This is a genomic window from Pseudarthrobacter sp. C4D7, from assembly GCF_013359725.1.
Lineage (GTDB): Bacteria > Actinomycetota > Actinomycetes > Actinomycetales > Micrococcaceae > Arthrobacter.
Map to the genome: position 1 here is coordinate 18445 of NZ_JABFMW010000012.1, position 26198 is coordinate 44642.

The window sequence follows — 26198 nt, forward strand, 5'->3', positions numbered from 1 at the left end:
CACCAACTGCACCCACAGCAGCTGGCACCCATTAGAAAGGCACCACCCGTGACTATCACTGCCGACAACGCCTCCTCCATCGCCGAACTCGAGCGCCTCAAGGTCCTGCACAACGGCACCAAGGGCAAGCTCACGTTCTCCGACGCGGAATTCGAGCGCCGCCTCGGCGGCCTCCGCAAGATCATGGCCGCCAAGGAGCTGGATGCGGTCATCCTCACCAGCTACCACGGCATCAAGTACTACTCCGACTTCCTCTACACCACGTTCGGCCGCAACTACGCCCTGGTGGTCACCGCCGACGACTCGGTCACCGTCACCGCCAACATCGACGCCGGCATGCCATGGCGAACCTCCTACGGCGAGAACATCGTCTACACCGACTGGCGCCGGGACAACTTCTACTTCGGCCTCCAGGAAGCCCTGCGCCAGCGCGGCGTCAAGGCTTCCCGGCTGGGCGTCGAGGACGACTTCCTCCCGGGCCTGACCCGCGAAAAGATCGCCGCCGCGTTCCCGGGCGCCCAGCTGCTGGACGTCTCGCAGGACGCAATGCGCCAGCGCATGATCAAATCCGCCGAGGAGATCGAGGTCATCAAGCACGGCGCCCGCATCGGCGACCTGGGCGGCGAAGCCATCCGCAACGCCATCCGCGAAGGCATCTCCGAGTACGAAGTCGCCCTGATCGGCACCGAGGCCATGGTCCACGAGATCGCCAGGACGTTCCCGGACCGCGAGGTCCGCGACACCTGGGTATGGTTCCAGTCCGGCATCAACACCGACGGCGCCCACAACTGGGCCACCACCCGCAAGCTGCAGCAGGGCGACATCCTCTCGCTCAACTGCTTCCCCATGACCTCCGGCTACTACACCGCCCTGGAGCGCACCCTCTTCCTGGGCCAGCCGGACGAACGGTCACTGGAACTGTGGAACATCAACGTCGAGGTGCACCGCCGCGGCCTGGAACTGATCAAGCCCGGCGCCGTCTGCAAGGACATCGCCGCCGAGCTCAACGAAATCTACATCAGCCACGGCCTCCTGGCGAACCGCACCTTCGGTTACGGCCACTCCTTCGGGGTCCTCAGCCACTACTACGGCCGCGAAGCCGGACTGGAACTGCGCGAGGACATCGACACTGTCCTGGAACCGGGCATGGTGGTCTCCATGGAGCCCATGATCACGGTGGCGGACGGCCTGCCGGGCGCCGGCGGCTACCGCGAGCACGACATCCTGGTCATCGGCGAGGACAACTCGGTGGAGAACATCACCAAGTTCCCGTTCGGGCCGGAACACAACATCGTCCAGGGATAACCACCTGAACAGCCAAAGCGGCGCCGTGCACCACGGCGCCGCTTTCGGCGTCCACCCCCGACCATAGGGAAAGATGGTGTCCACCATGACTCCTGCGAAAACCCCAGACAGCAACGGCGGCGGAACCGGCACCAATGGCGGGCCGGACGCGAAAGGCGCCTCCGTCGTCGTCAATGCCATCGCCGTCCTGCGCACCTTCACCGCGGACGAACCCCTGCTGGGCGTCACCGAAATTGCCAACCGGGTGGGCATGCACAAAAGCAGCGTCTCCCGGATCCTGGCAACCTTCGAGCAGGAAAACCTGGTGGAACGTGACCCGGAAACCAAGCGGTTCCGTCTGGGCCTGGGGCTGATTGCCGTCGCCGGACCGCTGCTGGCCGAGATGGAGGAACGCCGCGTCGCCTACCCGGTCCTGCGGCAGCTGACCGAGCAGACCGGCGAGACCAGCGCGCTCATGCTGTGGAGCGGCGACGAAGCCATCTGCGTGGAGCAGATCGCCAGCCACCACCAGATCAAACACACCACGCCATTGGGTGCCCGCTACCGGGATGCCATGAGCGCCTCTGTCCAGGTGTTCCTGTCCACGCTTCCGGGCGAGCGGGTGCGGGAGCTGCTGCGCAGCGGCGCCATCACCTTTCCGGGACTGGACGACGACGGCCTGGCAGCGTACGAGGCCCGGCTCCAGGAAGTTGCGCAGCGGGGATGGGCGGGGAACTACGGCGAATCATCCATGGACGAAGTGGGCGTGGCCGCGCCCGTCCGGGACCACCGCGGCGACGTGGTGGCTGCCGTCCTGATACCGGCCCCGCGGTTCAGGGTTTCCAGGGAACAGTTCGAGAGCCTGGGTGAGGCCTGCATGGCCGCCGCCGCGAAGGTCACCACCCGGCTGGGCGGCCGGCCGGGCTGAAGCGGTCCATTGCGGCAGTGGGTGCCGGGCACTGGATTAGCCGGTGACCCCGCTGACCGCCACCACGCCGCCCCAGGGGTCGCTGATCACGGCGCTTCGGAATCCTGGGCTGTCCATGGGTGCCATCACCATCCCGCCGCCCAGGGCAACGGCACGGGCGGCGGTCCTGTCCGCATCAGTGACCGCGAAATTCACGCTCCAGTGCGGCGGCACAGCCACGCCGTCGGTGGTGGCGGCAACCGCCACCAGCTGGTCTTCCAGGAGCCACAGCGAAAACGGCGATTCCGGCGGCGACGTCAGTTCCCAGTTGAACATTGTCCCGTAGAACGCCCGGGCCGTTGCAAGGTCAGGCGTGTGCAGCGAACTCATGGCCCAGCTGTTGGGCTGGTCTGCCATCCCAACGCCGTCATTGACGCCCGCCTGCCGCAGGCAGAACAGCACGCCGGCGGAATCGGCAACCAGGCGCGAGCCCGCGCCGATGGCCCCCAGCTGCCGGCCTCCCGCCTGCTCCGCGAGGGCCGAGGCCTTCGCGGCATCGCGCACCCGGACATGGGTCAGCCATCCCGCGGGCGACCCCGGCGGGGCCTGTCCCACGCCGCCCACCGTGCGTCCATCAAGGCGCGCCTTCCAGTATTCACCCTCGAATCCCGGCGCCTCGTCGAACGTCCAACCGAACAGTCCGCCATAAAATTCCTTGGCGCCCTGTGGATCCGGTTGCCAGGTGTCGACCCAGCACGGTGCACCCACCGAGGACGTATCCCGCTGTGCCATCAACCGCACCCCTTCCATCCGGGTGGCCCGGGTCCTGGCCCGGCCACAGGGCAATGCCAGGCAAGCATACGTCCGGAAGCGCAAGGCCTGCAGGGGTCAGGGCAACCCGGCCAGCCTCGCTGCCAGATGCAGCGCCGCGAGGCGCCCTGTCCCGCGCGGATCGCCGCCGCAGAGCTCGAAGATCCGCTGCAGCCGGTGGTGCATTGACTGCCGCTCCAGGTGGAGTTCGCGCGCCGACTGTGCGGTGTTGCAGCCGGAGTCCAGCCACACCTGCAGGGTCTCGAGCAGCTGGGACTGGCGCTGCGCATCGTGGTCCAGGACCGCCCGCAGTTGCCGGTTGACGAATGCCTCCCGGGAGGAGGCGTCCATGCAGGTCAGGGCAAGGCTTTCCACGGCGGTGTCCTGGGCGTCCAGCACCACCAGGCCGCGTGCCGGGTGCCGCCTGCGCGCCGATGCGTTCCGGCGTTGGGTCTGCCGTACTTCCAGGGCCCGCCGCGCTTCCGCCAGTGACCAGGACGCCTCCGCCACCCCGGCTGCCAGCGGTCCCACCGCAATCACGGCATCATGGTCTCCGTCCAGTCCCCGCAGGGACTCCAGGATCTGCCGCCGCACCCCGGCCGTTTCGGTGCACGGCAGCCCGATCATCACCACCAGTTCGGTGTCATCCAGGTACGCTGCGCTGGGAATCCGCTGCGAGCTCAGGAAGTTTTCGACGGCGCCGCGCAGCTCCTGCGGTGCCGCCGCATGAATGGCTGCCACCACGGCGGGGGAGTCCGTGGGGAAACCGGCGCCGGGTGCCAGCTGCTCGAGGCGCCATTCCGGCGCGGCGTTGAGCACCGCGCGCATCAGTTCGGCACCCGCCAGCGCATGCAGTCCCGGCGGGGTGTGCTGCAGGAGGGCCAGGCCCAGGATGTCCACGGCGCGCTCGCCGGCCACCTGGGCCAGTGCTGTGTCCGCGGCGACGGGTACGTGGACCTCAAGCCGCCCCATGAGGACTCCCCGGACGGGGATGTCCACGGTGATGACTGTTCCGCCGGGCACCGGGTAAAAGCCGCCGTGCCCGCCCGGCCCGGTGCCGTCGTCGTCCGCTGTTCCTTCGCCGGCGTCCCCGTCCGGCCCGCTGCTCCAGCCCTCCGGGACGGCGCTGCCCAGGGTGACGCCCCACGGGGAGGTGAGACGGACGGCAGCGCCGGTCATTCCCACCAACACGCCCAGGATCTTGTCCAGCGAGGCGCCATGGGCCAGCTCGGCAGCCATGGCGCGGGTGGCGGCGTCCGCCTGCTGCAGGTGCCCCACGGACTCGCTGACAAGCATGGAGTTGATGGCCTGCATGACGCCAACAAACGGGACCACCCTCCGCAGCTCCACGACGGCAAGGCCGAATTCCTCCGCCGCTTGGAGCATGTCCGCGGGAATCTCCGGCAGTGCACCGCCGGTCTCAATGGCCAGGGCGGCAATGCCGCGCTGCGCCAGTGCGCGAATGTAGTCCACGCGTTTTGCCGGATCCGCAGTGGCCAGCGTGATTCCGCCGCAGAGCAGCAGCTCCCCGCCGCGGAGCAGGGGAGCGATATCCAGTACTTCGCTGGAGTGCACCCAGCGGACCGGCTGGGCGTCGGCGGCCACGCCCCGGGGATGGACCACGGGCTCCGCAGCGGCGAGGGCGGGGTGGGCGAGTATTTCGCCGAGAAACACTGACACGACAGTCCGTAACGTAGTAGGGGGATCTGTTAGACAGATTGTATCTTGTTGCTTGTGATGGGGGCCACATAGCCTATTTGGTACTTATCCACCTCACGGAGGCCCCCATGCAAGAAAAGCTTTCAACAGCCACGCACGGCCAACCTGACCAGGCCACACAGGACCACAGCGCCGTGGACCACGAAGCCTGGCTGCAGCCCATCCCCGAATCAGCACGAACACGCAAGGTATCCGGCCAGTTCTGGATCTGGGCGGGCGCCAACCTGGCACCCATCAACTGGGTGCTGGGGGCACTCGGTATCCAGCTTGGACTCGGCCTCGCGGACACCATCACCGTCCTGGTCCTGGGCAACCTGATCGGCATGCTGCTCTTTGGCTGCTTCGTCCTCCTGGGCCAGAAGACCGGAGCCACCGGCATGGTCCTGGCCCGGGCGGCATTCGGCCGGCGCGGCAACTACCTGCCGGCAGCAATCCAGGCACTGCTGGTCATCGGCTGGTGCGCGGTCAACACCTGGATCATCCTGGACCTGGTCATGGCGCTCTTCGGAACCCTTGGCTGGGTTGACCCCGAGGCCCCGAACTACGGTTGGAAGATCGGCGTGGCCACCTTCATCATGGCCCTGCAGGTTGCCATCGCCTGGTTCGGCTACAAGGCGATTGCCGCCTTCGAGAAATGGACCGTGCCACCCACCATCCTCATCCTGGCCGTCATGTCCGCAGTGGCCTGGTTCGGCATGGACATCAACTGGAGCTACGCCGGTCCTGCCGGCGCCGTGCTGGAAGGCTCCGAGCGGATCGCCGCCATGAGCGCCGTCATGACCGCCATCGGCATTGGATGGGGCATCACCTGGTTCACCTACGCCGCGGACTACTCCCGGTTCGTGAGCACCAGCGTCCCCAAGAAGAAGGTCTACCTCGCTTCGGTGCTGGGCCAGTTCATCCCGGTCGTCTGGCTCGGTGTCCTGGGCGCCAGCCTTGCCACCAACAGCGGCGAGATCGATCCCGGCAAGCTGATCGTCATGAACTTCGGAGCCATGGCGCTGCCCGTCCTGCTCATGGTCCTCCACGGGCCCATTGCCACCAACATCCTGAACATCTACACCTTTTCGGTGGCCACCCAGGCCCTGGACATCTCCATCAGCCGCCGCAAGCTCAACCTGTTCGTCGGCGTCTTCTCGCTCGGCGCCGTCGTCTTCTTCATCTTTCAGGAGGACTTCGCTGCTGTACTCGACGCCTGGCTGATCGGCCTGGTGGCCTGGGTGGCCGCCTGGGGCGGAATCATGCTGGTGCACTACTTCTGGCTGGAGAAGCGCTGGCCCGGCGGGACTGAACGGCTGTTCGACGGCGTCGGCACCAAGCGGCTGCCGGTGGTCAACTTCGCCGGCGTCATCTCACTCGTGGCCGGGATCTTCGCAACGTGGCTGTTCATGTACGGCCTGATCCCCATCATGCAGGGCCCCATCGCCGTGGCCCTGGGCGGCTGGGACCTGTCCTGGCTGGCCGGTGGACTCACCAGCGCGGGGGTGTACGCCATCCTCGGCCCGCGCCAGCACATCCGCTACCTGGCCCTCGAACCCCGCGCCGTACAGAAGGCGGACGCCATCCCCGGCGCCACCGCTCCCGAAGCAGGAAGCAAAGCGGCGGAGAGCACGCCCGCCCTTCCCGCCCTCTGAACTCCGCTTCCCATAGAACCTGGCGGGCGCCCACAGCGCCCGCCGAAAGGATTTCCCGTGAACAACCCTGCCATCGCGGACCCCCTGCACCCCATCACCTGGCCCGAGGGCTTCAAGGCTGCAGCGTCCTTCACTTTCGACGTGGACGCCGAATCCTGCACCATCGCCCACGATCCCACCAGCACCCGGCGCATGTCGCTGATGAGCCACCAGTCCTACGGCCCCAAAATCGCGGTTCCCAGGCTGCTGGCCATCCTGGCCCGGCAGGACATCCAGGCCACCTTCTTCATCCCCGGTTTCACCGCCGAGTCCTACCCCGACGTGGTCCGGCAGATCGTTGACGGCGGGCACGAGGTGGCCCACCATGGCTACCTGCACGAGCCCATGCAGGGCATCGACGCCGCCACCGAGGCCAGCTATATGGACCGCGGCCTGGAGGCGCTGGCCAAAGTCGCAGGGGTACGGCCCGTGGGCTACCGGGCGCCCTGGTGGGAGCTCAATTGGCACTCTCCGGGCCTCCTGGCGGACCGCGGCTTCCTCTACGATTCCAGCTTGCTCGACGGTGATGCCCCCTACCGCTTCGCCGTCGCCGCGGACGATCCCCGCGACATTGTGGAGATTCCCGTGGACTGGACCCTGGACGACTGGGAGCAGTACGCGTTCTACCCCGGAGTCACCGGCAGCGGCGTGATCGAGAGCCCTGCCAAGGTCCTGGAAATGTGGACGCTAGAAGCCGAGGCGCACCACTCCCAGGGCAGCTGCTTCGTCCTCACCAACCACCCCTTCATCTCCGGCCGGCCCTCCAAGGCCGTGGCCCTGGAGCAGCTGATGGAACGGGTGAAGGCCATGGAGGGCATGTGGGTGACCACTATGGAGAACATTGCCCGGCACACCAAGGAAACGGTCACCGAAATCCACACCCACGCGCGGATCGAGGTGCCGGTATTCCCGGGCGCGGGTGCACAGTTCAAGCCGGCCATGGTGCGGCAGGGGGTCCCGGCCTAAAGTTGGCCGCAGGGGCCGGAGCCGCCGGCCGGAAGGAGCCTGCACATGGATCTGCCCCGCAACGCAACGGACGGCATCGAACAGGAGCTGGACTGGCAGGTTCCGCTCTACGAACAGTTCCACCGGAATCCGGAACTCGGCCTCGCCGAACACCAGACTTCCGCAGCGGTTGCGGAGAAGCTGGCCGGCTGGGGCTTTGATGTCCGCCACTTCGGCGGCACCGGAGTGGTGGGTGTCTTGGCTAACGGGACCGGCCCCGGCGTCCTGGCCCGTGCCGACATGGACGCCCTCCCGATGGCGGAGGCAACGGGGGCACGCTACGCCTCCGTCAACCCGGGGGTGATGCACGCCTGCGCGCATGACATGCATGTGGTGGCGCTGCTCGGGGCGGCGAAGTACCTTGCCGGGCACCGGGATGCCTGGCGGGGGACCTACACCGCCCTCTTCCAGCCGGCGGAGGAAACGGCGGCGGGTTCGCAGGCAATGCTCGACGACGGCCTGGCCGCCGGGATCCCGCGGCCGGACGTCGCGCTGGCCCAGCACGTGATGCCCACCGAGGCGGGAACCATCGGCACCACGCCGGGTCCCATCCTTTCGGCCGGTGATTCAGTCCGGATCACCGTCCACGGCCGCGGCGCCCACGGCTCCATGCCGCATAAGGCGGTTGATCCGGTGGTGCTTGCAGCCTCGATCGTCCTCCGTCTCCAGACCGTGGTGTCCCGGGAAACCATGCCGGGAAAGTTCGCCGTCCTGACCGTTGGGTCCCTGCAGGCCGGAGCCACGGCCAACGTCATCCCGGACCGGGCCGTGCTGCTGCTCAACCTCCGCACCTACGACGTTGCTTTGCGGGCCGGCATCATCGCGGCGATCGAGCGGATTGTCCGGGGGGAGTGTGCAGCGGCGGGATCCCCGCAGGACCCGGAGTTCGAGTACTACGACCAGTACCCGCTGACCAGCAACGATCCGGAAGCCAATGCCCGGGTCACCGCCGCCTTCACGGAGGCCTTCGGCGCGGATGCCGTCTACCGTGCCGCGCCGCAGACAGCGTCCGAGGATTTCAGCCGTATCCCCGACGCCTTCGGCATTCCGTACGTGTACTGGGTGGTGGGCTCGGTGCCGCCGGAAACCTACCGGCGGGCGGTGGCGAACGGCACGGTGGACGCTGACATCCCGGCCAACCACTCGCCGTCGTTCCTCCCCGCCGTCCATCCCACCCTCGCCGTGGCCACGCGTGCCCAGGCGGCCGCGGCACTGGCCTACCTCGCGGCGCAGCCCGGTTAGGTCCCCGCCAGCAGGGACTTCATCTGCGCCGCGGCGCCGCTGCCCGGGGCCGGCGTGTAGACCACAAGGTGCAGATCCGGCCGGTCCGACGGGGAGACCTGGTGGTGTTCCAGCTGCAGCACCCCCACCGCGGGGTGGTGGAAGAGGCGCTCGCGGGACTCGAAGCCCAGGATGTCGTAGAGGTCCCAGCCCTGCCGGAACTCCGGGCTCGCTTCCTTGAGCCGCTCTACCTGGTACTGGATGTCCGGATCGCCCAGCCGCTGCCCGGTTTCGGCGCGGAACTCGGCCAGGAATCGTTTGCTGGTGGTCTCCCAGTCCGGCAGCAGGTTCCGGACGTAGGGATCGGTGAAGACCAGCCACAAAAGGTTGCGGTCCGCCGCCGGCACAGTGGCGATGTTGGGATACAGCGCCGCGTAGGCCGTGTTCCAGCCCGCCACGCCCCAGTCCGGAAACAACGCGAAGGACGGATTGGGATCCAGGGCATCCAACAGCCGCTGGATGTGGGGTGGGGCGGAATCCGCGGCCGGAGCCGCCGGTGCTGTGGACGCGTACCCGCCCAGCGACAGCACATAGCCAAGGCCGGTGCTGGACAAGTGCAGCGCGCGGCTGATGGCCTCCAGCACCTGCCGGGACGGGCTGATGTCCCGGCCCTGCTCCAGCCACGTGTACCAGGTGACGCTGACGCCTGAGAGGAACGCCACCTCCTCGCGGCGGAGTCCGCGCTCGCGGGTGCGGCCCACGGGCGGCAGTCCGTACTCCGCACGCAGGGCCTGATCGCGCCGGGCCCGGAGGAAAAGCCCCAGTTCTTTGCGGCGGCCGGGATTGTTCACCTCAAAATACTATTACTCTGGTACTCCTACTACTAGTAGCAGCGCTGTCTTCCACCCAGCCCTGCAAGGCCAGAGGATGGTAAGCATGCCTGCACTCCGCTCAAAAACAGTCACCCACGGCCGCAACATGGCCGGAGCCCGCGCACTGCTGCGTGCCTCCGGCGTCGCCAATTCGGATATCGGCAAGCCGATCATCGCCGTGGCCAACTCCTTCACCGAGTTCGTCCCCGGCCATACCCACCTGGCCCCCGTGGGCCGGATCGTCTCTGACGCGATCCTCGCCGCCGGCGCCGTGCCGCGCGAGTTCAACACCATCGCCGTGGATGACGGCATCGCCATGGGACACTCCGGCATGCTCTACTCGCTGCCGTCCCGCGACCTGATCGCCGACTCGGTCGAATACATGGTCAACGCCCACTGCGCCGACGCCCTGGTGTGCATCTCCAACTGCGACAAGATCACCCCCGGCATGCTCATGGCAGCGCTGCGCCTGAACATTCCCGTGGTGTTCGTCTCCGGCGGCCCCATGGAAGCCGGCCGCGTAACCCTGACCGACGGTTCCGTCCGCTCCCTGGACCTGGTCAACGCGATCGCCGACGCCGTGGACGAGTCCATCTCCGATGCCGACATCAACCTCATCGAAGAGAACGCCTGCCCCACCTGCGGCTCCTGCTCCGGCATGTTCACCGCCAACTCCATGAACTGCCTCACCGAGGCCATCGGCCTGTCCCTGCCGGGCAACGGCTCCGTGCTGGCCACTCACACCGCACGCAAGGCGCTGTACGAGAAAGCCGGCGCCACTGTCGTCGAGCTGGTGAAGCGCTACTACGACGGCGACGACGACTCCGTGCTGCCGCGCAACATCGCCACCGCCAAAGCGTTCGACAACGCCATGGCCCTGGACATCTCCATGGGCGGATCCACCAACACCATCCTGCACCTGCTGGCCGCGGCCCAGGAAGCGGGAGTGGACTACGGCCTGGCCGAGATGGACGCCAAGTCCCGCCAGGTGCCCTGCCTGGCCAAGGTGGCCCCGAACGTGGCCAAGGACAAGACCTACTACATGGAGGACGTGCACCGCGCCGGCGGCATCCCCGCCCTGCTGGGCGAGCTGAACCGCGGCGGGCTCCTGCACAAGGACGTCCACTCCGTGCACTCCAACGACCTGGACGGCTGGCTGGACGACTGGGACATCCGCGGCGGCAAGGCCACCGACGAGGCGCAGGCCCTGTGGCACGCGGCTCCCGGCGGCGTCCGTTCCTCCACCGCGTTCTCGCAGTCGAACGAATGGACCTCCCTGGACACCGACGCTGAGGGTGGCTGCATCCGGTCCGTGGAGCACGCCTACTCCAAGGACGGCGGCCTGGCCGTACTGCGCGGCAACGTCGCAGTGGATGGTGCCGTGGTGAAGACCGCCGGCGTGGACGAGTCCATCTGGACCTTCTCCGGCCCTGCGGTGGTCTGCGAATCCCAGGACGAGGCCGTGGAAAAGATCCTGAACAAGCAGATCAAGGAAGGCGACGTGGTGGTCATCCGCTACGAAGGCCCCAAGGGCGGTCCGGGCATGCAGGAAATGCTCTACCCGACGTCGTTCCTCAAGGGCCGCGGCCTGGGCAAGAAGTGCGCCCTGATCACGGACGGCCGCTTCTCCGGCGGCACCTCCGGCCTGTCGATCGGCCACATCTCCCCGGAAGCTGCATCAGGGGGAACCATCGCACTGGTTGAAGACGGCGACATCATCAGCATCAACATCTCGCAGCGGTCCATGGAGCTGGAGGTCTCCGACGAGATCCTCGCCGAACGCCGCGAGAAACTCCTGGTCAACGGCGGGTACAAGCCCAAGGACCGGGACCGCCAGGTATCGGCTGCGCTGCGCGCCTACGCCGCCATGGCCACCTCGGCGGACAAGGGCGCCGTCCGGGACGTGTCGCTGCTGGAGCGGTAACGCCTGACTCCGGGCGGGGGAGGGCCAGAACAGGGCCTTGTTCTCCTCCTCCGCTCCGGGACAAGGGGCCGAACGCCCCGTCCTGCTGCCCGGCCGCTCGGGTACCCTTTTCACATGGCGGGCGGAACGGTGGAATACGGGGCAGAAGCCATCCTGCTTGCCGGTGCGGGGCGCGCCATCCTCCTCCAGCTCGCCAACCCCTTGGTAGGCCGCGGGGTGGCGGAGAACAGCTCATTCGCCGAACGCCCCCTGGACCGGCTCAACAGCACGCTGACCTACGTTTACGCCATTACCTATGGCAGCGAGGAGCAGGTCAACGAGGTCCGCCGCCGGGTCAACCGCGCACACGCTCCCGTCCGCCGCGCTACCGATCCGGACTCCGAGGGCTACAGCGCCTTCGACCCCAAACTGCAGTTGTGGGTGGCAGCCACGCTCTACGACACCGCCAGCACCGTCATCCGTAACATCTACGGCCCGCTCGATGACGCCTCTGCCGACGCCATCTACCAGCACTACGCCAGGCTGGGCACGGCCCTGCAGCTGCCCCCGGAGCTGTGGCCTCCAGACCGCGCAGCATTCTCCCGGTACTGGGACGAACAGCTGGCCTCCCTGTCCGCCGGCGAGGCTGCCCTCCAGGTGGCCCGGGACCTGTTGTACCCCGCCAACGTCCCGTGGTGGTACCGGGGCGTCATGCCCGCAGCCAGGTTCCTCACCGCAGGCCTCCTTCCGGCCCAGCTGCGGCAGGACTTCGGCCTCACCTGGAGTGACCGGCATGACCGCCGCTTCCACCGCGCCATGCGGTTCCTGGCGCTGACGTATCCGCGGCTGCCGCAGCGGGTCCGGCACTCGTACCGGAACTACTGCCTGAACCGGTTGGACAAGGACCTTAGGCGGAACCGCAGGCCCCGCCAGCGCCAGGGGATCAGTGCGTAATCCCACCACCGTGGAGCAGCGGATCGACATCCGCGCCCGCCGCTTCCTGGCCACGGCTCCAGCCGGGGGTGCCAAGGCAAGGCTCACCGAGTTCATCATTTTTGGACTCAAACAGGGGTGGGCCTGCATCTTCGGGGCAACGCTGCTGGCGGTGCTCATGGCTGCCCGGCTCTGGTATCCGGATACGGCGGCCCTTGCGCGCAACGACTTCCTGACCGTCGCCGCCGTCGTCATCCAAATCCTGATGGTCGCCTTCAAGCTGGAAACCCTGCGCGAACTGCGGGTCATCGTCCTGTTCCACCTGGTGGGGACCGTGATGGAGCTGTTCAAGACGGACATGGGTTCCTGGTCCTACGACGCCGAAGGCGTGCTGCGGATCGGCGCGGTGCCGCTCTTCAGCGGGTTCATGTACGCCGCCGTGGGCTCCTACATGGTGCGGGTCTACCGGCTTTTCGACCTGAAGTTCGCGGCGTACCCCCGCCGCTGGGTGACCGCCATCCTCGCCGTCGTCATCTACGCCAACTTCTTCACCCACCACTACATCTGGGACCTGCGCTGGGTGCTGCTGGCCGCCGTCGCGGTGGTCTTTGGCCGGTGCGTGATGCACTTCCGCGTGTTCCGGCGGGAGTTCCGGATGCCCCTGGTGGTTTCCTTCCTGCTGGTGGCGCTGTTCATCTGGCTGGCCGAGAACATTGCCACATGGTCGGGTGCCTGGCTTTACCCCAGCCAGGTGGATGGCTGGCACCCCGTGGGCCTGGAAAAACTGGTGGCCTGGTTCCTGCTGATGATCATCTCGGTGGTGCTGGTTGCGTGGGTCTACAAGCCGCAGCCTCCGGAAACAGGCAACGCATCACGCCCGGAGGTTCCGTCTGCGGCATCGGTGCCGTAAAGGGGTACTGCGAAAACCGGTTTCAGCAGGGCCCTCGCTAGGGCGTGGGGAGTACGGTTCGATGGAAGGCATGGCCCCCAAAACACTTCCAACCAACACCAGTGCGCCCCAAAAGCCCAGCCCGCAGCGGCAAGCGCACTGGGGCGGCGTCTTCGCGATGTCCCTGTGCGTCTTCGCCCTGATCGCCTCGGAATTCATGCCGGTCAGCCTGCTCACCCCGATGGCCGACGAGCTCCGCGTCTCCGAAGGGTTGGTGGGGCAGGGCATCGCCATCTCGGGCCTGTTCGCCGTGGTCACCAGCCTGACGGTATCCACGCTGGCCGGCAGCCTGAACCGCAAGACCCTGCTGCTGGGCCTCACCACGCTCATGGCTGTTTCCGGTGCCGTCGTGGCGCTGGCCCCGGGATACCTGCTCTTCATGGTGGGCCGTGCACTCATCGGCGTGGTGATTGGCGGATTCTGGTCGATGTCCGCAGCCACTGCCATGCGGCTGGTGCCTGCCCACCAAGTGCCGCGCGCCCTCGCCATTTTCAACGGCGGCAACGCCCTGGCCACGGTGTTGGCTGCGCCGCTGGGCAGCTACCTGGGGTCGATCATCGGGTGGCGTGGAGCGTTCTTTTGCCTGGTTCCGGTGGCAGGCATCGCCTTGGTCTGGCAATGGATCAGCCTCCCTTCCATGTCGGTGGAAAGGCAGGCGTCCGGAAACGTCCTCGCGATTTTCGCCGCGTTCAAGAGGCCGCCGGTCGCCTGGGGAATGGCCGCGTGCGGCACCTTCTTCATGGGCCAGTTCGTCCTGTTCACCTACGTCCGCCCGTTCCTGGAACGGGTGGCCGGCGCGGAGGTGGCAACGGTATCGCTCGTTTTGCTGGTGATGGGTGCGGCCGGGTTTGCGGGGACCATGCTGATTGGCCGGTTCCTGGGCAAGGGGCTGTACCGGACGCTGGCCACCATCCCGGCGCTGATGGCGGTCATCGCAGCGGCCCTGGTCCCCACCGGCGGCCGGCTCGCCGTCGTGGTGGTTCTCCTGGCTGTTTGGGGGCTGCTGTCCACGGCCGCTCCGGTGGGCTGGTGGAGCTGGATTGCGCAGGCAATGCCCCACGATGCCGAGGGCGGTGGGGGCCTCATGGTGGCCGTCGTCCAGACCTCGATCGCCATCGGATCAACGCTGGGTGGCGTCCTGTTCGACGCCGCCGGACACGGCGGCGCCTTCCTGGCTGCCGCAGCCATCCTTACCGTTTCAGCGGTCATCGCCGCCGTGACCGCCAGGGTCACGGTCCCCAACGCCTGACCTTTGACAGTTTCAATCCATCAGTAACCACAGGAGGAAACCATGAAATACACCAAGAGCGGCGGACAGACCGGAGCCGGTCCCAGGGAATGGTTCACCGGGACCGTGCAGATCGATGGGATCCGGAATCCTGACGAACAGTCAGCCATCGGTTGCGCGCACGTCCGTTTCGCCCCCGGTGCCCGGACCGCCTGGCACCACCACCCCAAGGGCCAGACCCTCTACGTCACCGATGGCGTTGGGCTGGTGGCACGGCGGGGCGGCAAGGTCCAGGAAATCCGTCCCGGCGACGTCGTCTACATCGAACCCGGGGAAGAACACTGGCACGGGGCAACCCCGGAGCGCTTCATGGCCCACATCGCCATGCAGGAAGCGGATGCCGACGGACACGTCGTCACCTGGCTCGATCACGTCACCGACGAGGAGTACCCCGCCTGACCATGCACAACAGGTGGGCGGACGACGGCGGGAGGTGCCGCCGTCGTCCGCCCACCTCCTGCTGTGGCAGGTCAGTCCTCGTAGGTGTTGGCGATGTACACGTCACACGGGGCGTTGTGCGCCACGCTGTTGGCGACGCTGCCCAGGAGCCGGCCAATGCCGCGCATCCTGCGGTTGCCCACCACGATCACCCGGGCGTCCAGGCGGATAGCCTCCTTGATCAGCGAATCAGCCGGCTTGCCGCGTGCCGCGAAGTGGGTAATCTCCACCCCCGGCCGCGACGCGCCCAGCGACTTTGCCACCATCTCGGAGCTGTCGGCGTTGGAAATCCGCACCTTGTCCGAGCCCACCCCAAACGTTTCTGCACTTTCCATCTCAAACGCGGTCACCACATGCAGGGACGCTCCCAGCGATTCGGCAAGGTCCAGCGCCACTTCTGCGGCCTTCCGTGCGGACGGGCTCGCGTCAACGCCTACTACAACAACTCCACTCATCGTTTACTCCTTCATCATTCCGGGCATACAACGTCCACAGGCCAGTCTAAGGAGTACCCACCTGACGGCCGGCTAACCGTAGACTTTGGAAGCGGTTCATCACGTGGGTTGAGGGGGGAACATGGGCGGGCTTGCCGATCAGGCTGCGCAGGACCAGACAGGCCTGGCACCGGTCTACGTGGACGTGCCGGACAAATCAGGCGTGCCCGGTGCAGGCACCAGCAGGCTCCTGAACACCGGCCTGACCGAGGCTGAGGCGACCATTGCCGCGGAACCGGCGCCGGCCCTCCACCCCTCCAGGAAACAAGAACGCCGGAGCACCATCCTGGGCGCCACCTGGATTTTGGGGTGTATCACGGCGGGAGTGATGCTGGGACTGTACAAGGATGCAGTCCAGGGCGGTGACACCGGACAGGCAGGCTGGGTGCTGGCGGTGCTGGCCGTCCTTGTTCCGTGCCTCGCCGTGCTGGGCTTATACCCGCAGTGGAAAAGGCAGAAGTTCATCAAGGGCTATCAGCGCCGGCACCAGGCCTGGGTAGCCCGTTTCATTGGCAACTGGCCGCTGCGGGAGCGCCTGACCGATGTGGATGCCATAGCTGATGTCTGGCAGCGGGTCAGCACCCGGACCATGGCGGACACCTTGGAAGCAGACCGGAACGCCGTCCTGGCCCGCGGAGTCCATGGGGAGCTTCCCACCAGGCTGCTGGCCGAGGCGCTTGCGGCCGTGGACGCCTGGGCGCGGGCACCCTGGTCGGACCCCTCCCTGTACCGTGCTGCGCAGGATGCCGTCGACCGCTTCGGCGGGCTGGCAGGCCGGCGGGAGGATGACGTTGAACCTTCCGGGCCGTCGTCGAACCATCCCTGACCCCGCCTAGCCGCCGAAAAGCCTTTTGCCGATGCCCTTGAAGAAACCCGGTTCCAGTGCTGGATCGATTACCGCGGGCCGGGCAGCGGTGTCGGTCCCCCAGGCGGCCACAGGACGTCGCCTGTTGTTCCAGTCGACCGAGCTGAACTCCGGATTGTAGAGCGGTGGTTCCACGCCTTCTGCCCTGAAGATGTCCCACATCCAGCCGGGGATGTGGTCCGCTGTCCGGGGGTAGGCCAGGAGCTGCCGGGCCCACAGCGCGGCGTCGGCCGGTTCTGCGCCAGGGTGCCACCGGCCGTCGTCCCCCTTCCTCAGAAGTTCCTCGTCAAACAGCTTCACGAACCCAGGCCTCTCCGGGTACACATGCACTTCCGCCGTCGTCCAGGTCCCTGAGCCAGGCTCGTACGCGCGGCTTCGGTGTTCATCCAGCCACACAATCAGTGCTTCGTAGGAAAACCCTTGCTCGCCGTCCTCCAGCCCGCTCACGCTGGTGTCGGTACTTGAGCGGACATAACCATGGCCCAATGTGCTGGACACCCTGTGGACCAGTACCTGAACCACCTCTTTCGCGCCCTGGGCAAACCCTGCAGGCCCAAACGCTTCGCGCTTCAGCGCTTCGAGCCCCTCGGTCACGAACGGATCAGAACTCAAGTCACGCACCGGGGCCAGCACCTGCTTTCTTTTCGGGAGGAGTGAGGGCCTTAGGCCGGCACATGGCCTTGGGCCGTCTCTGTGATTTTTTCGGTGGCCGCCCAGGACGCCAGGAGCTTGAGGGCTTCCGCGGAGGGGGTGCCTGGCGTGGCGGGGTAGACGGTGAGGGTGTGCCCCGGGTCTTCCTCAAGCCCCAGCACCTGGTAGTTCAGCTCGAGGAGGCCCACCACGGGATGCTGGAAGAATTTGGTTCCGGCGTAGTGGCGGCGGACGTTGTGCGCCGCCCACCGCGTGCGGAATTCGTCGCTGCGCATGGACAGTTCACCGATCAGTCCGGCGATGCCCTTGTCGTGGGGATTGCGGCCGGCCTCGCGCCTGAGGATGGCCACGTTGGTGTTGGCCGCACCATCCCAATCCGTGTAGAAGGTGCGGGCGCCGGGATCCAGGAAGATGAACCGTGAGTGGTTGGCCGGCCGTGACGGCGTGCGGTACATGTCCGAGTACAGGGCGTAGCCCAGGGTGTTGGCGGCCACGATGTCCAGGCGGTTGTTGCCAATGAACGCAGGGGCCTCCGTGATGGCATCCAGCAGGTACTGCAGCTCCGGCCGGACCGTGGAAGGTGCGGTACCGCTGGTGCCCCCGGCGCGTTGGCGGCCGGAGGTGTTGGCTGCCCGGGCCAGGTCGTAGAGGTGGTCGTGCTCGGCCCGGTCCAGTTCAAGGGCCCCGGCGATGGCATCCAGGACGCTGTCCGAAACACCGTGGAGGTTTCCCCGTTCCAGCCGCGTGTAATAGTCCACGCTGACCCCTGCCAGCCGCGCCACTTCCTCGCGCCGGAGCCCCGGAACGCGGCGGCGGCCACCATAGGGCTCGATGCCTGCCTGCTCCGGGGTGATCCGCCCACGGCGTGAGGACAGGAACTGCCGTATCTCGGCTCGGTTATCCATAGGCAACACGTTACGACGAATAGCTGGACCCTAAAGGGGTTCTGCCGGAACCAGTTACGGCTGGACCCTCGCCAAAGGTGCCGGGCCCGGGTTTGATGGGAGTGTCCCTGTCAGCCGTTTCACCATTTGGAGGCCCAATCATGCGCGCAACCATCATGCATGCGCCCGGAGATGTCCGTGTTGAGGATCGCGACAAGCCGGCCCTCCGGCGGCCCACGGATGCGGTCATCAAACTCGTCGCCGCCTGCGTCTGCGGGTCCGACCTGTGGCCGTACCGCGGCGCCGACAAAATCTCCAAGCCCATGCCGATGGGCCACGAGTATGTGGGAATCGTCGAAGAGATCGGCGCTGACGTGAAGAATGTCCAGCCGGGGCAGTTTGTGGTGGGGTCCTTCCTGGCGTCGGACAACACGTGCGAAATTTGCCGCTCCGGCTACCAGAGCGCGTGCGTCCACCGGCAGGGCGTGAGCGGTTCACAGGCGGAGTACCTGCGCGTCCCGCTGGCTGACGGCACCCTGGTGGCAACCCCGGGCATGCCGGACGCGGACAAGATCCCGTCGCTGCTGACCGCCTCCGATGTGCTGGGCACCGGATGGTTCGCCGCCAAGGCGGCCGAGGTGGGTCCCGGCAAGACCGTGGCCGTCGTGGGCGACGGCGCCGTAGGGCTTTTGGGGGTCCTTGCGGCCGCGCAGATGGGCGCCGACCGGATCATCGCCATGTCGCGCCACGCGGACCGGCAGGCGCTCGCCCGTGAGTTTGGTGCCACGGACATTGTGGAGGAGCGCGGGGACGACGGCGTCAAGAAGATCAAGGAACTCACCGGCGGCCTCGGCGCCCATTCGGTCCTCGAAGCCGTGGGGACCCAGGAATCGATGCTGCAGGCCATCCACGCCACACGGGCGGGCGGGCATGTGGGGTTCGTGGGTGTGTCCCATGACGTGGCACTGCCCGGCCGGGACTTGTTCTCCTCGCACGTCCACCTGCATGGCGGCCCGGCGCCGGTGCGGCAATACCTTCCGGAGCTGATCGACCTGATCCTCAGCGGCGCCATCAACCCAGGAAAAGTCTTCGACCTTGAACTCCCGCTGGAGCAGGCCGCGGACGCGTACAAGGCCATGGATGAACGCCGCGCCATCAAGGTGCTCCTGCGCCCGTAGCCGCGGCCGTGATCCAGGGGACATCAGGGTAGGACTCTCAAGACCAGTCACAACAGGGCCACCCTCAAGCCACCTTTTCCCGGGTTTGCTCCGAACAACCCCGGTAATATTTAGCTGTCCCCCCAACAGATCACAGGAGAACCATGACTACCGTCAAGGCTTATGCATCCCCGTCCGCCACGGAGGACCTGGTGGCTACCACCATTGAGCGCCGCGAAGTGGGTCCCCACGATGTCCTGATCGACATCAAGTTCGCCGGCATCTGCCACTCGGACATTCACACCGTCCGCGGCGACTGGGGCCCGCAGCAGTACCCCCTGGTGCCTGGCCACGAAATTGCCGGCATCGTCACCGAGGTGGGGGCCGAGGTGACCAAGCACAAAGTAGGCGACCGTGTTGGTGTTGGCTGCATGGTCAACTCCTGCCGCGAGTGCGTCAACTGCCAAAAGGGTGAAGAGCAGTACTGCCTCAAGGGCAACACCGGCACCTACGGCGCCGTCGACCGCGATGGCACCATCACGCAGGGCGGCTACTCCACCCACGTCGTGGTTACCGAGGACTTCGTCGTCACCATTCCCGAGGGCATTGACCTCGACGTCGCCGCACCCCTGCTGTGCGCCGGCATCACCACCTACTCGCCGCTGCGGCACTGGGGCGCCGGTCCCGGCAAGAACGTTGCCGTCGTTGGTCTCGGCGGGCTGGGCCACATGGCCGTCAAGCAGGCCCACGCCATGGGCGCCGAGGTGACCGTCCTGTCACAGTCACTGAAGAAGCAGGAAGACGGCCTGAAGCTCGGTGCCGACCACTACTACGCCACCAGCGACGAGAACACCTTCTCCGAACTGGCCGGCTCCTTCGACCTGATCATCAACACGGTCAGCGCCTCGATCGACATCAGCTCCTACCTGGGCCTGCTGAAGCTCGACGGCGCCATGGTGAACGTCGGTGCCCCGGCGGAACCGCTTCCCGTCAACGCCTTCGCGCTGATCGGCGGCCGCCGTTCCTTCGCCGGATCCATGATCGGCGGCATCCGGGAGACCCAGGAGATGCTCGACTTCTGCGCGGAGCACCACCTCGGCGCCGAGATCGAGGTCATCCCGGCCGAGAAGATCAACGAGGCCTACGAGCGCGTGCTGGCATCGGATGTCCGGTACCGGTTCGTCATCGACACCGCCACGCTCTAAAGCATCACCTTCGCTCCCAAGGCGTAAACGGCGGGCCGGCCCCCACAAGGGGCCGGCCCGCCGTCGGGCTTTAAGGCGTGCCCGCTGCTTCCCGCCGGGCCCGGCGCAGCCAGCGCGAGCCGCTGCCTTCCCCGGCGGCGGCATCTCCTGCGTTCATCAGGGAGCAGCGCTCTACGGACAGGCACCCGCAGCCGATGCAGCCTTCCAGCGAGGTTTCCAGGACCTTCAATTCGCGGATCCGCTGCGCCACCAGTCCGGCCCATTGCCGGCTCATCGCCGTCCAGTCCGCCTGGGACGGTGCCCGGCCCACTGGAAGGTCATCCAGTGCGGCCTTGACCTCTTCGAGGGAAAGGCCCACGCGCTGGCCTGCGGCGATGACGGCCAGACGGCGCAGGGTCAGGCGCTTGTACCGGCGCTGGTTTCCCGCTGCGCGTTCGGAGTGGACCAGCCCGCGCTCCTCGTAATACCGCAAGGTGGGGACGCTGATCCCTGCCCGGGAGGCGATCTGGCCAACGGTCATCAGGGTGTCATGGCTGGGTTGGGGCACCGGAGCAGTCTGCCATGCGGCCGATTTGACCTCAAGTCAGCTTGAGGTTGTTGGCTTGCTCCTGGCAGATACCAATCTCTTTGGAAAGCAGGCCCGCATGAAAAACCCCCGCAAAGATCGTTCCCGGATCCAAAACCCCGGCGGGGCGGAGCGGCCAACAGCAACACAGCTGCATGTCCCGCGGCCCTGGGAGGGCAGGTCGTTCGACGCGGCGCTGAGCTCCATGCTGCATATCCGGTGAGGGGTGGGGTGCCCTTACGGCGCGAGGCTTTCCAGGATTGATGCCGCAGGCGCCTGCATGCAGCTGCGGTAGTTAATGCCCGCCCACAGATTCAGCCACTCCGGATCCCCGGCGGCCGCCGCCGCGGCACGCAGGGGAGAGGTGAGGTGGTGGATCTCCGGGTAGCCATACGGGGCGTCGCGGTCGTGGCGGCGCATGAACTCGTTCTGGAGGCCACGGGCATTCCGCCCGGAGAAGGCCCGGGTGACGGCGGTGGTGGTGAAATGGTCCGACGCCGACAACGCAGCCCGGTGCGCCGCCTTGGTTCCCGCTTCGTCCGCGCAGAGGAACGCGGTTCCGGCCTGCACAGCCACTGCCCCGACCGCGAGTGCTGCCCGGGTGTGCTCTGCGGTGGCAATGCCGCCCGCTGCAATCAGGGGGACTTCCAGATCGGACAGGCCGCCGAGGATTCCGTGCAGCGGCACCAGGGGAGGAGGGGCATCCGCCGCGAAGGTTCCGCGGTGGCCGCCCGCTTCCGGACCCTGGACGCAGAGCGCGTCGGCGCCTGCGGCAAGGGCCTGCACGGCTTCGTCGCGGCTGGTGACGGTGGCGATTACGTAGATGCCGCGCTGCCGCAGTGCCTCTATGTCGCCGGCGCGGGGAACATCGAAGGTGAACGAAACCACGGGCGGTGCAAGGTCCAGCAATGCCTCGAGCTTCTGGTCCCAGCCGTCATCGTCATGCCGTGGCTCGCCCAGGCCAACTCCGAAGCGTCCGGCATCCGGGGCCAGCGAATCCGCATAGCGTTGCAGTGCCGCCGGGTCGATGACGGATGGTTGGGGGACGAACAGGTTGACGCCGAACGGCTTGTCCGTTTGTCCCCTGACGGATTCGATCTCGGTGCGCATTGCCGCGGCGGTCTTGTAGCCTGCGGCGATGAAGCCCAGGCCGCCGCTTTCGCTGACCGCCGCTGCCAGTTGCGGGGTGGAGGGCCCGCCGGCCATGGGCGCCTGGATGACGGGGACCGCCAGAGCATCGAACCGGAACCTGGTGCCTCTATGCTGGGTGGCCATGTGCCCTCACGGTCGTTGGGATCTACCTGACGAATGCTACGCCGGCAGGCACTCCGATTCGACAGGGGATCCGCCAGGGTCAGCTGGAACCGGCCTCAACCATGAGCTTGAGGTTCTCCAGCGTCTGCTGGCGTGCACTTTCCTGCATCCGCTCAATAATCAGTTCATCGGCGAACTTGCCGATGGCGCTGCCGGGGACGTTGTAGTCGATCTCGGCGGTCACCAGGGTACTGCCGCTTCCGTCGGGGGTGTAGTCCCACGTCTGCCGGCCCTTCAGCGGACCGTCGAACTCCAGGCGCAGCCGCTGTCCGCCCCCGGGGGTCTCTTCCCTGCCTGTTACGCGCGTGGTGACGTGGAACGGGACGCCTGCCATCAGGTACTTGTGCTCGACGACGGTTCCCACGCCGCCGTCGCCCTCGATCTTTTCCGCTTCGCCCAGGTTGACCCACCACGCGGCCCAGTGCCTGGGGTCGGATGCCACCTCAATTACGCGGTCCACCGGTGCATTGATGGGGATGCTTACCTTGATATGGCCCATGCGATCCTCCTCGTGCCCGCGGCCGGATCACTGGCTCAGGGCCGTTCATTGGTGATGAGCCGAACCTATCGGCGCCGTCCCCTCCCCACCAGGGGCGAAAGCCCTGAAGGGCCCGGTGCCGGTGGGGTGGTCAGTCCTCCTGGCTTGCGGCCGGCGGATCGCCGGCGGCGATGCGGACCACGGTGACCTGGACGGCCACCTTCTCCGGGGCCAGGTGGTTCCGTACGGCGGCAGCCACGGCCCGCACCACGTCGGGCGTCCGGGCGTCCGGGCTGACGCCGATCCGGACGGTTGCCTCGGCACGGCCGCTTTCCTCGCGGACCTCCACCAGCGGCGGTGCATCAGCAGCGTTCCGCTGGAGCAGGGACGCCGCCCGGCCGGGGAGGCGCTGCCACAGGTTGCGGGCGGGGAAAACTTCCGTGACGCCGTCGACCGCCATGATGGCCTGCTGCAAAGCGCTGGTCACTTTTCCTCCCGGGGTGCTTCGATGACGTCGGTAATAGTGATGTCGATGGCCGCGATGTTCAGCTCGGTGTGGCGGGCCAGGGCCTCGGCCAGGTCCTGCCGAAGCGACGCCGCGCTGGGCATGAGCGCGTGGCCGAACAGGACCGCCAGGTCCAGCCGGACCGCCACGGGGCTGCCCGGAACCGTGACGTCACCATCGAGCCTGACTTTTCCGGCGACAGCTCCCGGCAGGCTGTCTGCCACGGAGCGGACCAGGGCCAGGATGGAACCTTCTGTTTCGGACAGGGTGTCGGCGGGATCGTCGGAACGCAGCGGGATGCTCCGCCCCGGCCGCAGTTCCAGTGCGAGGTTTGCCAGGATGTCCTTCATCCAGTCGTCATTGCCGCTGCCGGCTGCTGCCAGATCACTGGCGAACAGTTCTCCGCCCGCCGCGGCGAGCCGGCGGAGGGAGTCGAGGCCGTTGCGGCATTCCGGGCAGGACTCCAAGTGCGCCGGGTCGGGAAATTCACCGGTGTCCAGGTAGAGGCTCAGTTCCTCGATCGTGTGGCCGCACTCAAACGTGTCGTTGGGCATGCTCATCGCCAATCTTCCATTTCGCGGACCAGTGTAGTCCGGGCACGGGCAAGCCGTCCCCGGACACTGGCTGGGCTGATGTTCAGGGTCCGGGCAATCTCCTCATAGCTTTGGCCGTTGATTTCCTTCAGGATCCAGCAGCGCCGCTGCTCCTCGGGCAATGCCGAGAGGGCCGCCTTCAGGGACTCCAGGCCGGCGCCGGCAACGGCCGCCGCCTCCGGCCCGGCTTCCGGGGAAACGGTGTCCGCCGGTGCATCCCCGTCCGCTGCGGCCAAGCTGGCGTGGTTGCGCCGCCTGCGCAGCAGGTCGATGCTGCGGCTGCCGGTGAGCCGGAGCAGCCAGCCCTTCACTGCGGCGGGTTCGCGCAGGGTGTCCAGCTGCTGCCAAGCCTGCACCAGCACTTCCTGCACCACGTCATCCGCGTCGGCGTATGAACCCGTCAGGCGCCGGGCGGCCGCCCGCATGTGCGGACCATAGCGCCGGGCCAGTGACTCGAAGGCCGCCGTGTCGCCGTCGGCTGCCCTGCCGGCCAGGATGGCATCGGGGACCACGTCCAGTTGGTCGCGCACCAAGGGTAATCCTGTCACCGAATTCTGCTTTCACTATCGGCGCGAGCGCCTGAGGGGCAGGCGGGCCCGCCCACCACAAGGGTGGAACGGGCCTGCCGCAGGGGGAACTGCCTACTCTTTGCTGAAGCCCTCCTTGACCTTGGCCGCAGCGTCCTTGAGGTTGCTGCCGATGCCCTTGGCGGCATCCTTGACCTTCTCGCCGGCTTCCTGCAGCTTGGCCTGGGCCTGGTCCCGCTGGCCTTCGCGCTCCAGCTCCTCATTGCCGGTCAGCTTTCCCGCGCCTTCCTTGGCGGCGCCGAGGTGGTTGGTGGCTGCGTTGTTGAGCTTGTCGTCGAGTCCCATGATCGATTCCTTTCCTTTGTTTCCTGTTTCCTGCTCAGCCGGCGCGGTGTGCGCTGGCCAGCTTTGTCCTGGTTCCACTTCCTATTCGGACCAGAACGGTGGGGTGATGGCCCAGCTGCGCGTCAATTGCGCCAACCAGGTCCTCTGCCAGGTCCGCCACCTCACGCGGGGAGGCGCCTTTACGGGCCTGCAGCGTGAGCCGGAGGGCACTGGATTCGTTCCGTTTGTTGCGGCCGCGCCAAGCGGTAAGGGAGCTTCCGACGACGGCCCTGTTGCCCTTCAGTGCCTGCTCCACACCTGCTGCCAGGTAGGAGACGTCCACTGCTGTGTCCCCAAGTTCCGGATCCTGTTCGCCGGCCGCAGTTCCGGTCCGTCCGCCGCCCTGGCGCGTCAGCCAGAAGATGCTGGCAACGGCGCCAAGGAGCAGCAACGCGGGCAGGGCGAGGGTCCACCAGCTGCCCAGGGGCTCCGGTGCCGGAGCGGTTGAAAGCAGTGCCTGCCACCGTTCCAGCAAGCCGCCGGCGACGGCGGTCCACTGGTCTGCGATGCCGGGAACCAGTCCCGCTCCCGCGGCCAGCAAACCCGCGCCCAGGAGCACCAGCCCGGCAATGGCCAGGAAGAGCCTGTTCACGGCCCTGTTCGTGCTGTTCATCGGCCTACTGCTCCTTCCGTGGCAATGTGGACCCGCGCCCGGAGGGCCCTGCGGAGCCGCAGCCCTGCCACCTCGTCAGCGGCTGCCGCGGTGAGGACTTCCGGGTCAAGGGTGATGCCCGACGTCGGGCGGACGCTTACCCGTGCGTGGTTCCGGGCCACGGTGGTGGCCACCTGCTCGGGGGCCAGGTTGGCTGCCAGGCGGACCTTGCGGGAAATAGCGGCTGCAATTGCTTCGTCATCCACCACCAGGGCGCTGCGGTCACTGACCATGGCACGCCTTCCGCGCCGCCCACCCTTGACTGCGGCGACCAGCAGTCCGGCGCCCACAAGCGCCAGGACGGCTCCGCCGGCCACCAGGCCTGCGGGCAGGACGGCATGGGGAACTTCTGCCGTGAGCGATGCGAGGTGGCCGGGGGAGGCAAGCAGTGCAGGCTGCCCCAGCATCGACAAGATGCTCTCGGTTCCCAGCCACAGGCAGGCGGCCAACACCAGGATTGCGGTGGGGATGGACAACCCCGAGCGGGACGAATGCGTTTCCCGGCGGATGATGCGGTTGGTGATGCGCGCCTGGTTCACGGTCTCCTCCTGTCCTGACCGGAGTCCACCCGGTCTTCCTGGATGGCGCGGCCACCCGCTCCAAGGCGGATATTGATGCGGCCGCACTGCAACCCGGTAATGTGCTGGCCCAGGGACGAGATCCTGAGCCTGGCGATCCTTGCCTGTTCAAACGCCGGCTGCCGCTCCGGTCCGGATGCGCCAGGCGCCAGGGCCGGCCCCAGCAGCGGGGGAGGGGGGAGGCGGACCTGGAGGTCCACCCCCAACTTCCCCGCGTCGTCGTGCAGCGTGGCTGACACGTCGCCGCTTCTAACCTTGAACGCGCCGGCCGCCACCGCTTCCAGGGTGTGGCGCAGGGCGGCCTGCTCGATCCGGGTATGGCCCTGGCGCGTGGACGCCTGCAC

30 protein-coding genes are annotated in these 26198 nt (G+C 67.2%); 14 read left to right on the top strand and 16 right to left on the bottom strand.

The genetic code is table 11. The features are described 5' to 3' along the window. The first annotated feature begins 48 nt into the window (after window positions 1–48). Together HNO81_RS10405 and HNO81_RS10410 are read left to right on the top strand one after the other, a co-directional pair. Window positions 49–1305: an aminopeptidase P family protein gene (locus HNO81_RS10405; protein ID WP_175318056.1), complete on the top strand. Its 1257-nt coding sequence runs from the start codon at window positions 49–51 to the stop codon at window positions 1303–1305. A 73-nt stretch (window positions 1306–1378) separates the two neighbouring features. Next, a complete protein-coding gene (locus tag HNO81_RS10410) occupies window positions 1379–2212 on the top strand; it encodes an IclR family transcriptional regulator (RefSeq protein ID WP_175318057.1) in 834 nt (277 codons plus the stop codon). Between the two features lie 36 nt (window positions 2213–2248). Here the strand turns inward: HNO81_RS10410 and HNO81_RS10415 are convergent, their stop codons facing one another. Then, window positions 2249–2983, bottom strand: coding sequence for a VOC family protein (locus tag HNO81_RS10415; protein ID WP_175318058.1), 735 nt, complete (start codon window positions 2981–2983; stop codon window positions 2249–2251). A 96-nt stretch (window positions 2984–3079) separates the two neighbouring features. Then, window positions 3080–4681 (bottom strand): PucR family transcriptional regulator, encoded by a 1602-nt coding sequence (locus HNO81_RS10420; RefSeq protein ID WP_175318059.1) that lies wholly within the window; start codon window positions 4679–4681, stop codon window positions 3080–3082. Window positions 4682–4788: 107 nt separating this feature from the next. On the opposite strand from HNO81_RS10420, the gene HNO81_RS10425 reads away from it, so the two are divergent. The 3 genes from HNO81_RS10425 to HNO81_RS10435 are packed head-to-tail and all read left to right on the top strand — an operon-like array spanning window position 4789 to window position 8640. Then, complete coding sequence (locus tag HNO81_RS10425; RefSeq protein ID WP_175318060.1) at window positions 4789–6354, top strand: cytosine permease; 1566 nt, start codon at window positions 4789–4791, stop codon at window positions 6352–6354. A 57-nt stretch (window positions 6355–6411) separates the two neighbouring features. Then, window positions 6412–7359, top strand: coding sequence for a polysaccharide deacetylase (locus HNO81_RS10430; protein ID WP_175318061.1), 948 nt, complete (start codon window positions 6412–6414; stop codon window positions 7357–7359). A gap of 45 nt (window positions 7360–7404) precedes the next feature. Next, on the top strand, window positions 7405–8640 hold the full coding sequence (locus tag HNO81_RS10435) for an amidohydrolase (protein WP_175318062.1): 1236 nt from the start codon (window positions 7405–7407) through the stop codon (window positions 8638–8640). On the opposite strand, the gene HNO81_RS10440 is transcribed toward HNO81_RS10435, so the two are convergent. Further along, window positions 8637–9470: a helix-turn-helix domain-containing protein gene (locus HNO81_RS10440; protein ID WP_175318063.1), complete on the bottom strand. Its 834-nt coding sequence runs from the start codon at window positions 9468–9470 to the stop codon at window positions 8637–8639. The two genes, HNO81_RS10435 and HNO81_RS10440, sit on opposite strands and share 4 nt — an antisense overlap. Before the next feature lie 85 nt (window positions 9471–9555). Here HNO81_RS10440 and ilvD point away from each other — a divergent pair, with 85 nt between their 5' ends. From ilvD to HNO81_RS10465, 5 genes are all read left to right on the top strand, one after another. Then, window positions 9556–11415 carry a dihydroxy-acid dehydratase gene (gene ilvD / locus HNO81_RS10445; RefSeq protein ID WP_175318064.1) on the top strand — a complete coding sequence of 620 codons (1860 nt, stop codon included), beginning with the start codon at window positions 9556–9558 and terminating at the stop codon, window positions 11413–11415. 114 nt (window positions 11416–11529) lie between these two features. Then, window positions 11530–12348, top strand: coding sequence for an oxygenase MpaB family protein (locus HNO81_RS10450; RefSeq protein WP_175318065.1), 819 nt, complete (start codon window positions 11530–11532; stop codon window positions 12346–12348). Next, entirely contained in the window at window positions 12341–13237 is an 897-nt protein-coding gene (locus HNO81_RS10455; RefSeq protein WP_175318066.1) for a DUF817 domain-containing protein, read from the top strand. The genes HNO81_RS10450 and HNO81_RS10455 overlap by 8 nt, the downstream gene beginning before the upstream one ends. Window positions 13238–13307: 70 nt before the next feature. Beyond that, window positions 13308–14525: an MFS transporter gene (locus HNO81_RS10460; RefSeq protein ID WP_175318067.1), complete on the top strand. Its 1218-nt coding sequence runs from the start codon at window positions 13308–13310 to the stop codon at window positions 14523–14525. 42 nt (window positions 14526–14567) lie between these two features. Further along, window positions 14568–14963 carry a cupin domain-containing protein gene (locus tag HNO81_RS10465; RefSeq protein ID WP_175318068.1) on the top strand — a complete coding sequence of 132 codons (396 nt, stop codon included), beginning with the start codon at window positions 14568–14570 and terminating at the stop codon, window positions 14961–14963. A 71-nt stretch (window positions 14964–15034) separates the two neighbouring features. Here HNO81_RS10465 and HNO81_RS10470 read toward each other — a convergent pair whose 3' ends face one another. Beyond that, complete coding sequence (locus HNO81_RS10470; RefSeq protein WP_175318069.1) at window positions 15035–15457, bottom strand: universal stress protein; 423 nt, start codon at window positions 15455–15457, stop codon at window positions 15035–15037. A gap of 121 nt (window positions 15458–15578) precedes the next feature. Between HNO81_RS10470 and HNO81_RS10475 the strand changes: the two genes are divergently transcribed. Next, window positions 15579–16322, top strand: coding sequence for a hypothetical protein (locus tag HNO81_RS10475; protein WP_175318070.1), 744 nt, complete (start codon window positions 15579–15581; stop codon window positions 16320–16322). A gap of 6 nt (window positions 16323–16328) precedes the next feature. On the opposite strand, the gene HNO81_RS20120 is transcribed toward HNO81_RS10475, so the two are convergent. Both HNO81_RS20120 and HNO81_RS10485 read right to left on the bottom strand, forming a co-directional pair. Continuing rightward, window positions 16329–16973, bottom strand: a complete 645-nt coding sequence (locus HNO81_RS20120) for a hypothetical protein (protein ID WP_254703413.1) — start codon at window positions 16971–16973, stop codon at window positions 16329–16331. Window positions 16974–17023: 50 nt separating this feature from the next. Further along, complete coding sequence (locus HNO81_RS10485; protein WP_175318071.1) at window positions 17024–17917, bottom strand: helix-turn-helix transcriptional regulator; 894 nt, start codon at window positions 17915–17917, stop codon at window positions 17024–17026. Between the two features lie 140 nt (window positions 17918–18057). Here HNO81_RS10485 and HNO81_RS10490 point away from each other — a divergent pair, with 140 nt between their 5' ends. Beyond that, a complete protein-coding gene (locus HNO81_RS10490) occupies window positions 18058–19074 on the top strand; it encodes a zinc-dependent alcohol dehydrogenase family protein (RefSeq protein WP_175318072.1) in 1017 nt (338 codons plus the stop codon). Window positions 19075–19217: 143 nt separating this feature from the next. Continuing rightward, the gene (locus tag HNO81_RS10495) at window positions 19218–20258 is read left to right on the top strand and encodes an NAD(P)-dependent alcohol dehydrogenase (protein WP_175318073.1); all 1041 of its coding nucleotides are present in this window, start codon (window positions 19218–19220) and stop codon (window positions 20256–20258) included. A gap of 70 nt (window positions 20259–20328) precedes the next feature. Here HNO81_RS10495 and soxR read toward each other — a convergent pair whose 3' ends face one another. Further along, window positions 20329–20805 (bottom strand): redox-sensitive transcriptional activator SoxR, encoded by a 477-nt coding sequence (gene soxR, locus HNO81_RS10500; protein ID WP_371818220.1) that lies wholly within the window; start codon window positions 20803–20805, stop codon window positions 20329–20331. 97 nt (window positions 20806–20902) lie between these two features. Between soxR and HNO81_RS10505 the strand changes: the two genes are divergently transcribed. Next, the gene (locus HNO81_RS10505) at window positions 20903–21046 is read left to right on the top strand and encodes a hypothetical protein (protein WP_175318074.1); all 144 of its coding nucleotides are present in this window, start codon (window positions 20903–20905) and stop codon (window positions 21044–21046) included. Between the two features lie 14 nt (window positions 21047–21060). Here the strand turns inward: HNO81_RS10505 and HNO81_RS10510 are convergent, their stop codons facing one another. From HNO81_RS10510 to HNO81_RS10550, 9 genes are all read right to left on the bottom strand, one after another. Continuing rightward, window positions 21061–22098 (bottom strand): nitronate monooxygenase, encoded by a 1038-nt coding sequence (locus tag HNO81_RS10510; RefSeq protein ID WP_175318075.1) that lies wholly within the window; start codon window positions 22096–22098, stop codon window positions 21061–21063. A gap of 79 nt (window positions 22099–22177) precedes the next feature. After that, complete coding sequence (locus HNO81_RS10515; protein ID WP_175318076.1) at window positions 22178–22636, bottom strand: SRPBCC family protein; 459 nt, start codon at window positions 22634–22636, stop codon at window positions 22178–22180. Window positions 22637–22766: 130 nt separating this feature from the next. Beyond that, window positions 22767–23102: a hypothetical protein gene (locus HNO81_RS10520; protein WP_175318077.1), complete on the bottom strand. Its 336-nt coding sequence runs from the start codon at window positions 23100–23102 to the stop codon at window positions 22767–22769. Continuing rightward, window positions 23099–23680, bottom strand: a complete 582-nt coding sequence (locus tag HNO81_RS10525; protein ID WP_175318078.1) for an Asp23/Gls24 family envelope stress response protein — start codon at window positions 23678–23680, stop codon at window positions 23099–23101. The genes HNO81_RS10520 and HNO81_RS10525 overlap by 4 nt, the downstream gene beginning before the upstream one ends. Next, entirely contained in the window at window positions 23677–24243 is a 567-nt protein-coding gene (locus HNO81_RS10530) for an RNA polymerase sigma factor (RefSeq protein WP_175318079.1), read from the bottom strand. Before HNO81_RS10530 ends, HNO81_RS10525 begins: the two co-directional genes overlap by 4 nt. A 111-nt stretch (window positions 24244–24354) precedes the next feature. Next, complete coding sequence (locus tag HNO81_RS10535) at window positions 24355–24585, bottom strand: CsbD family protein (protein ID WP_175318080.1); 231 nt, start codon at window positions 24583–24585, stop codon at window positions 24355–24357. Between the two features lie 34 nt (window positions 24586–24619). Then, window positions 24620–25237, bottom strand: coding sequence for a hypothetical protein (locus HNO81_RS10540; RefSeq protein ID WP_175318081.1), 618 nt, complete (start codon window positions 25235–25237; stop codon window positions 24620–24622). Further along, on the bottom strand, window positions 25234–25815 hold the full coding sequence (locus HNO81_RS10545; protein WP_175318082.1) for a hypothetical protein: 582 nt from the start codon (window positions 25813–25815) through the stop codon (window positions 25234–25236). Before HNO81_RS10545 ends, HNO81_RS10540 begins: the two co-directional genes overlap by 4 nt. After that, the gene (locus HNO81_RS10550; protein ID WP_175318083.1) at window positions 25812–26198 is read right to left on the bottom strand and encodes a hypothetical protein; all 387 of its coding nucleotides are present in this window, start codon (window positions 26196–26198) and stop codon (window positions 25812–25814) included. Before HNO81_RS10550 ends, HNO81_RS10545 begins: the two co-directional genes overlap by 4 nt.

What these genes read in the sequence shown, in the direction of transcription:
- HNO81_RS10410 (WP_175318057.1), top strand. Translation starts at nt 1,379, where the DNA reads ATGGTGTCCACCATGACTCCTGCGAAAACCCCAGACAGCAACGGCGGC.
- HNO81_RS10415 (WP_175318058.1), bottom strand. Translation starts at nt 2,983, where the DNA reads ATGGCACAGCGGGATACGTCCTCGGTGGGTGCACCGTGCTGGGTCGAC.
- HNO81_RS10425 (WP_175318060.1), top strand. Translation starts at nt 4,789, where the DNA reads ATGCAAGAAAAGCTTTCAACAGCCACGCACGGCCAACCTGACCAGGCC.
- HNO81_RS10435 (WP_175318062.1), top strand. Translation starts at nt 7,405, where the DNA reads ATGGATCTGCCCCGCAACGCAACGGACGGCATCGAACAGGAGCTGGAC.
- ilvD (WP_175318064.1), top strand. Translation starts at nt 9,556, where the DNA reads ATGCCTGCACTCCGCTCAAAAACAGTCACCCACGGCCGCAACATGGCC.
- HNO81_RS10450 (WP_175318065.1), top strand. Translation starts at nt 11,530, where the DNA reads ATGGCGGGCGGAACGGTGGAATACGGGGCAGAAGCCATCCTGCTTGCC.
- HNO81_RS10460 (WP_175318067.1), top strand. Translation starts at nt 13,308, where the DNA reads ATGGCCCCCAAAACACTTCCAACCAACACCAGTGCGCCCCAAAAGCCC.
- HNO81_RS10465 (WP_175318068.1), top strand. Translation starts at nt 14,568, where the DNA reads ATGAAATACACCAAGAGCGGCGGACAGACCGGAGCCGGTCCCAGGGAA.
- HNO81_RS10470 (WP_175318069.1), bottom strand. Translation starts at nt 15,457, where the DNA reads ATGAGTGGAGTTGTTGTAGTAGGCGTTGACGCGAGCCCGTCCGCACGG.
- HNO81_RS10475 (WP_175318070.1), top strand. Translation starts at nt 15,579, where the DNA reads ATGGGCGGGCTTGCCGATCAGGCTGCGCAGGACCAGACAGGCCTGGCA.
- HNO81_RS10485 (WP_175318071.1), bottom strand. Translation starts at nt 17,917, where the DNA reads ATGGATAACCGAGCCGAGATACGGCAGTTCCTGTCCTCACGCCGTGGG.
- HNO81_RS10490 (WP_175318072.1), top strand. Translation starts at nt 18,058, where the DNA reads ATGCGCGCAACCATCATGCATGCGCCCGGAGATGTCCGTGTTGAGGAT.
- HNO81_RS10495 (WP_175318073.1), top strand. Translation starts at nt 19,218, where the DNA reads ATGACTACCGTCAAGGCTTATGCATCCCCGTCCGCCACGGAGGACCTG.
- HNO81_RS10505 (WP_175318074.1), top strand. Translation starts at nt 20,903, where the DNA reads ATGAAAAACCCCCGCAAAGATCGTTCCCGGATCCAAAACCCCGGCGGG.
- HNO81_RS10510 (WP_175318075.1), bottom strand. Translation starts at nt 22,098, where the DNA reads ATGGCCACCCAGCATAGAGGCACCAGGTTCCGGTTCGATGCTCTGGCG.
- HNO81_RS10515 (WP_175318076.1), bottom strand. Translation starts at nt 22,636, where the DNA reads ATGGGCCATATCAAGGTAAGCATCCCCATCAATGCACCGGTGGACCGC.
- HNO81_RS10525 (WP_175318078.1), bottom strand. Translation starts at nt 23,680, where the DNA reads ATGAGCATGCCCAACGACACGTTTGAGTGCGGCCACACGATCGAGGAA.
- HNO81_RS10535 (WP_175318080.1), bottom strand. Translation starts at nt 24,585, where the DNA reads ATGGGACTCGACGACAAGCTCAACAACGCAGCCACCAACCACCTCGGC.
- HNO81_RS10540 (WP_175318081.1), bottom strand. Translation starts at nt 25,237, where the DNA reads ATGAACAGCACGAACAGGGCCGTGAACAGGCTCTTCCTGGCCATTGCC.